Here is a 4,748-nt window from a genome sequence, read left to right as displayed (position 1 = left end):
GACGCCGCCGGCGGCGCCGGCATCGCGTTCGGACGCAGGTAGCCGGCCAGTTCGAAGGCCACGTCCAGGCCGTTGCCGCTCTCGCCCGGCGAGAGCTGGTAGCGCTGCGCCATCACGTTGAGATTGTCGATGAACAGCGCCGGCGTGCCGCTTTCCAGCGCATGCAGTACCGCCGCCAGCTCCGGCGTGCCGCAGCGCAGGCGCACCTGCACCGCCACGCGGGTGAAGCGGTCGCTGCGGTTGTCGGCGGCCAGCGGCGAGCGGTTGCTGATCGCGCAGCTGCGGTTGCCGGGGCTGGCCGTGGCCACCGCGCTTTCCAGGCGCTGCACCAGACCGGCCGAGGCCAGTTCGGCCGAGGTCTCGCGCAGGAAGCCCGGGCGCGTGGCCAGTTCGCGCTGCGCCTGCTGCAGCCGCTGCGCCACCTGCGGCGCCTGCTGCAACTGCATGCGCACGCGCAGTTCGCGCTGCTGCAGTTCCTGGATCTGCGCATCGACCTCGCGCATCGGCACGGTCCACCACGGATGCACCAGCACCAGGTAGCCCAGCGCCAGCGCCGCCAGCAGCAGGCCCAGCGCCAGCCAGCGGTCGCGCTTATCGACCTGCACCGGCATCGGCGGCCTCCTTGCGCTTGGTCCCGGCCAGCTCGGCGGTGAGGGTGAAGCGGTCGCGGTGGCTGCCCGGGTCGGCCTGCAACACGCCGGTCAGCGAGGGCGTGCGCCACAGCGGCGAGCCTTCCAGGCGCCCGACCAGCGACGAGGCTTCGCTGCTGAGGCCGATCAACTGCAACTGGTTGCCCTCGATCGAGAACTTCTCCAGATAGGTGCCCTCCGGCAGGCGCTTGCTCAATTCGTTCCAGACCTCGACCGAGGCCGGGCGCTCGGCACGCAACTGGTCGAAGAACGCGGCGCCTTCGACCAGGTCGAGCAGCTGCTGGCGCTGCGCGGCGACTGCGCGCGCGCGCTGCGCGCCGCTGTCCACCTGGGTGCGCAGGTGCTCCAGCGCATCGCGGCGGTTGTCCAGCAGTTGCCAGCCGGCCGCGCACAGCGCCAGCAGCGCGGTGGCGGCAAGGATCGCGTTCCAGCGCCGCATCGGGTCGGCGCGGCGGTGGCGCTGTTCCTGCGGCAGCAGATTCACTCCCAGCGGCGCGCCATCGCTGCCGGCGACGTCGATGCCGGCCAGGGTCGGGCGCAGCGCGCCGGCGCTGGCCTGCAGGTCGTCCAGCACGCGGCGCGGCGCCACCACCAGTTCGGCGTCGAGCTGGGCGTCGTCGCGGCGGCCGTCGGCGCGCACGTCGTAGATCACCTGGTCGGCCTGGAACGGGGTCTGCCGGTCGATCTCGAACTTCACCACCTCGCGCAGGTGCTCGGCGGCCGCCGCCGGCAGGCGCAGATGGCGCTGCAACGCGGCCTCGGCCGGCAACAACCACACCCGCGGCAGCGCCGCCAGGCGCGGCCCCAGCAGCGCCTCCAGTTCGTCGGGCAGCAGCGGCCACGGCAGCGCCAGCGGCGCGCCCAGTTCGGACTCGACCTGCCGCGCCAGCATCAGCTGCTCGCCCTCGCGCCACAGCAGCAGCCGCGCCTGCGACCAGCCCAACTGCAGTTGCCAGCGCGGCGGCAGCCACGCCATCAGCGAGCGCTGCCACCAGGCCAGCAGCCCGCCCGCACCGGGGGCGATGCGTACGCCAAGTTTGTCCATCGTGTCGCGCCACGCCGTCATCGCACCGTCGTTCCTTCTTCCCAACGCAACACAGTGTAGGCGGAGCCCGGCAGCGCCGACGAGCCTGGGCGCACCACCGCGCGCAACACGCCCTCGCGGCCATTGCCCAGCCGCGCCCGGCTTTCGATGCTGTAGGTGCCGCCACCGCCCATGCCGACCATGCCGAGCTGGGTCTGGTCGGTGCGTTCGCGCTGCGCCAGCACCTGCTGCGCGTCCAGGCCCAGCGCGGTCAGCACCGGCCCCGGCGCGAAGTCCGGCGTCGGCCGCGACACCCCGCCGTACAGGGTCAGGTTGGGCAGCAGCTTGGCGTACAGCTCCGGGTCCATGCCCAGCACCAGCTGCAGCTCGGCCAGGCTTTCGAACGGCGCATCCTTGGCGCCGTAGGGCAAACCGGCGGCGGCATAGTCCGGATCCTCGGCGCCGTTGGGCTGGGTCAGGTTGTCGGGATCGCGCCAGTCCACGATCGCCGCGGCGATGCGCTCGGCGCGCTGCGGATCCTCGCCGACCGCGCGCACCAGCGCCGCCAGCAGTTGCGCATCGGCCATGTTCAGATCGACCTTGCCGCTCTCGTCGGTGACCCGCAGGTCGACCGTGGCGCCTTCGTACTGCCAGCGGTAGCGCCGGCCGTCGGCGCGCCAGCCCGGCTGCGTGGGGGTGCCGGCGAGCCGGGTCAGCGCGTATTCCAGGCCGGCGCGGGCGCGTTCCTGCGCCTCGGCGCCGTCGCCGAGCACCTTGCCCTGCAGGTTCTCGGTGCGCGCGGTCAGCGCGAACGCGCCGATCAGCGCGGTCAGCAGCGCGATCAGCCACAGCACCAGCACCAGCGCCGCGCCGCGGTGGCGATGCATCGCGCTCATTGCCGCATCTCCGCGCCACCGGCCTGGCGCAGCGCCACCACCAGCGGCGGCCACGCCGTGCCGTCGCCGCTGCGCAGTTCGATCGAGACCAGCAGCGGCAGCGTGTCGGTGCGCTCCCAGCGCTCCTGCCAGGGGCCGATGGTGCCGCGCTCCGGGTCCAGGCCGCGGTAGCGGAAGCGGACCTCGCGCAGGTCGCGCGCCAGCGGCTCGGGCGGGCGCGGCGGGGTCTCGGCCAGTTGCTTGCCGGCCTGCACCTGCACCAGCGCGATCGCCAGTTGCCGATGGTCGCCCTCGCCGCTGACCCGCAGGTCGTGCAGGTAGGGGCCACCGCGGCCGAGGTACTCGGGCAGATCGGCCACGAACTGCATGCGCTGCGGTTCGCCGACGAAACGCACCGGCTGCAGCGTGTGCGTGTCGATATCCAGCGGCAGCGACTGCGCGCCGCTCAGGCGCCGGCGCAGGAAGCCTTCGACCGCGCGCATGCGTTCGCTGCGTCCGGCGATCGCCTCGCCGCGGCCGCTGATCGCCATCGCCGAGCGCAGCGTGGCGAAGGCCAGGGTCAGGCCGCCGACCAGCAGCACCGTGGCCAGCAGCACCTCGATCAGGGTGAAGCCGCGCGCGGCGGCGCGCGGCGGCGCGCGCGTGGTCATTGCGGCACCCCATTGCCTTGCGGGGCGACCAGGCGCAGGGTCTTCCACTGCAGCGCCTGCGCCGGCGCATCGCCCCAGCGCACCTGCAGGGTCAATTGCAGCAAGGTCGGCGCGCCGGGCGTCACCGCGGCATCGGGCGGCCGCCGCGGGTCGGCGTAGGGCGCCACGTCCAGGGTCCAGCGGTAGCGACCCTGATCCAGCGTGCCCTGGCTGCGTCCCGGCTGCAGCGGCTGCTCCACGCCCTGCGCCGCCAGCAGCGACTGCGCGTACAGGGTGGCGCGGCTCAACTGGTCGGCACGCTGCACCTGGCGTGCGGCGCCGGACAGCGAGCCCAGCAGCAGGGTCAGCGCCAGCGCCAGCAGCGCGAACGCCACGATCACCTCGATCAGGGTGTAGCCGCGCTGGCGGTTCATGGGCCCGCCTGGTCCGGTGCGCGCCCGACCGTGACCTCGCCGGTCAGCCAGGTCACGTCGACGCGCCAGCGCGCCTGGCGCGCCTGCAGGTCGATGCGCCCGCCGGTGGAGGCGCCGTCCTCGAAGAACTGGATCGCGCCCTCGCCGTCGCGGCGCTGCGCCTGGCGCGCACCGGTGAAGCGGATCGTCAGCGACGGCGGGATCTCGCCGTGGCGGCCGTTGGGCGCCTGCCAGCGGTGCGCCTGCGGATCGATCAGGAACCGCTGCGGCTGGCCGCTGGCGATCGCCTGGGCGCGGGTGTAGCGCAGTTGCGAGGCGATCTCCTTGGCCGCCGAGCGCAGGCGCATGCCGTCGATGCCGCCGGTCAGCACCGAGGCCGCCAGCAGCGCGGCGATCGCGATCAGGCCCACCACCAGCAGCATCTCCAGCAGCGACACGCCGCGCATGCGCGCACGCGCAGCCGGCGCGCACGCCGGCACGCCGAAGCGCAGCGCGCCGGCAGGGGCCCGGATCACGGCGCCGGATCACTCGTACTTGATGTCGGCGTCGTAACTGCTGCCGCCGGGCTGGCCGTCCTTGCCCAGGCTGATCAGGTCGAACGGCCGGCCTTCGCCGGGCACCTTGTATTCGATCGGGTGGCCCCAGGGATCGTTCAGTTCGGCCGGCTTGGCGTACGGACCGAGCCAGCCGCTGACGCCGCCCGGCGCGGTGACCAGGTCGTCGAGCTTGGACGGCAGCTTGCCGGTGTCGAGCTGGTAGTTGTCGACCTTGCCGGCCAGGGTCTGGATCTGCGACTTGGCCAGGTTGGCCTTGCCACGGTCGGCGCCACCGAGCACGCGGCTGCCGACCAGGGTCAGCACCGCGCCGATCAGCACGATGACGATGATGATTTCCAGCAGGCTCATGCCCGCCTGGCGTGCGGCGGACGGGGAACGGGTCAGGGAGCGGCGAAGAGTGCGCATTGCATCGGATCCTTGCGGTGGAAGACCTATGTAGCCGAACACGGTGACGATGGCAGCCGGCGGCGGCCGGCGGTACAGCGGCGCGTCACGCACGCCGTCACACCGGGCGGTGGAGGATCCGCGCCGCGCGCACGCACGGCCGCGGCCGGCGCG

7 protein-coding genes are annotated in these 4,748 nt (G+C 73.4%); all 7 read right to left on the bottom strand.

Features of this window, described 5'->3' with window-relative positions:
• Positions 1-611 (bottom strand): type II secretion system protein GspM (gene gspM, locus D588_RS0100685; RefSeq protein ID WP_017914614.1); only part of this gene is annotated, 611 nt, incomplete at its 3' end.
• Complete coding sequence (locus tag D588_RS0100680; RefSeq protein WP_017914613.1) at positions 592-1,716, bottom strand: PilN domain-containing protein; 1,125 nt, start codon at positions 1,714-1,716, stop codon at positions 592-594. The genes D588_RS0100680 and gspM, both read right to left, overlap by 20 nt.
• On the bottom strand, positions 1,713-2,561 hold the full coding sequence (locus D588_RS0100675) for a type II secretion system protein GspK (protein WP_026143221.1): 849 nt from the start codon (positions 2,559-2,561) through the stop codon (positions 1,713-1,715). The genes D588_RS0100680 and D588_RS0100675 overlap by 4 nt, the downstream gene beginning before the upstream one ends.
• A gap of 5 nt (positions 2,562-2,566) precedes the next feature.
• Complete coding sequence (locus tag D588_RS0100670; protein WP_017914611.1) at positions 2,567-3,220, bottom strand: type II secretion system protein J; 654 nt, start codon at positions 3,218-3,220, stop codon at positions 2,567-2,569.
• Positions 3,217-3,633: a prepilin-type N-terminal cleavage/methylation domain-containing protein gene (locus D588_RS0100665; RefSeq protein ID WP_017908496.1), complete on the bottom strand. Its 417-nt coding sequence runs from the start codon at positions 3,631-3,633 to the stop codon at positions 3,217-3,219. Before D588_RS0100665 ends, D588_RS0100670 begins: the two co-directional genes overlap by 4 nt.
• Positions 3,630-4,079 (bottom strand): GspH/FimT family pseudopilin, encoded by a 450-nt coding sequence (locus D588_RS23720; RefSeq protein WP_043082891.1) that lies wholly within the window; start codon positions 4,077-4,079, stop codon positions 3,630-3,632. The genes D588_RS0100665 and D588_RS23720 overlap by 4 nt, the downstream gene beginning before the upstream one ends.
• A gap of 78 nt (positions 4,080-4,157) precedes the next feature.
• Positions 4,158-4,595: a type II secretion system major pseudopilin GspG gene (gene gspG / locus D588_RS0100655; protein WP_026143220.1), complete on the bottom strand. Its 438-nt coding sequence runs from the start codon at positions 4,593-4,595 to the stop codon at positions 4,158-4,160.
• Positions 4,596-4,748: the final 153 nt, after the last annotated feature.

The sequence above is a fragment of the Xanthomonas sp. SHU 308 genome, from assembly GCF_000364645.1.
Lineage (GTDB): Bacteria > Pseudomonadota > Gammaproteobacteria > Xanthomonadales > Xanthomonadaceae > Xanthomonas_A > Xanthomonas_A sontii.
The sequence above is the reverse complement of the archived record's forward strand: the minus strand, read 5'-3'. Positions and strand labels throughout refer to the sequence as shown.

Excerpts from the sequence above, each read along its gene's own strand:
- D588_RS0100680 (WP_017914613.1), bottom strand. The coding sequence starts at position 1,716 with ATGACGGCGTGGCGCGACACGATGGACAAACTTGGCGTACGCATCGCC.
- D588_RS0100675 (WP_026143221.1), bottom strand. The coding sequence starts at position 2,561 with ATGCATCGCCACCGCGGCGCGGCGCTGGTGCTGGTGCTGTGGCTGATC.
- D588_RS0100670 (WP_017914611.1), bottom strand. The coding sequence starts at position 3,220 with ATGACCACGCGCGCGCCGCCGCGCGCCGCCGCGCGCGGCTTCACCCTG.
- D588_RS0100665 (WP_017908496.1), bottom strand. The coding sequence starts at position 3,633 with ATGAACCGCCAGCGCGGCTACACCCTGATCGAGGTGATCGTGGCGTTC.
- D588_RS23720 (WP_043082891.1), bottom strand. The coding sequence starts at position 4,079 with ATGCGCGGCGTGTCGCTGCTGGAGATGCTGCTGGTGGTGGGCCTGATC.
- gspG (WP_026143220.1), bottom strand. The coding sequence starts at position 4,595 with ATGCGCACTCTTCGCCGCTCCCTGACCCGTTCCCCGTCCGCCGCACGC.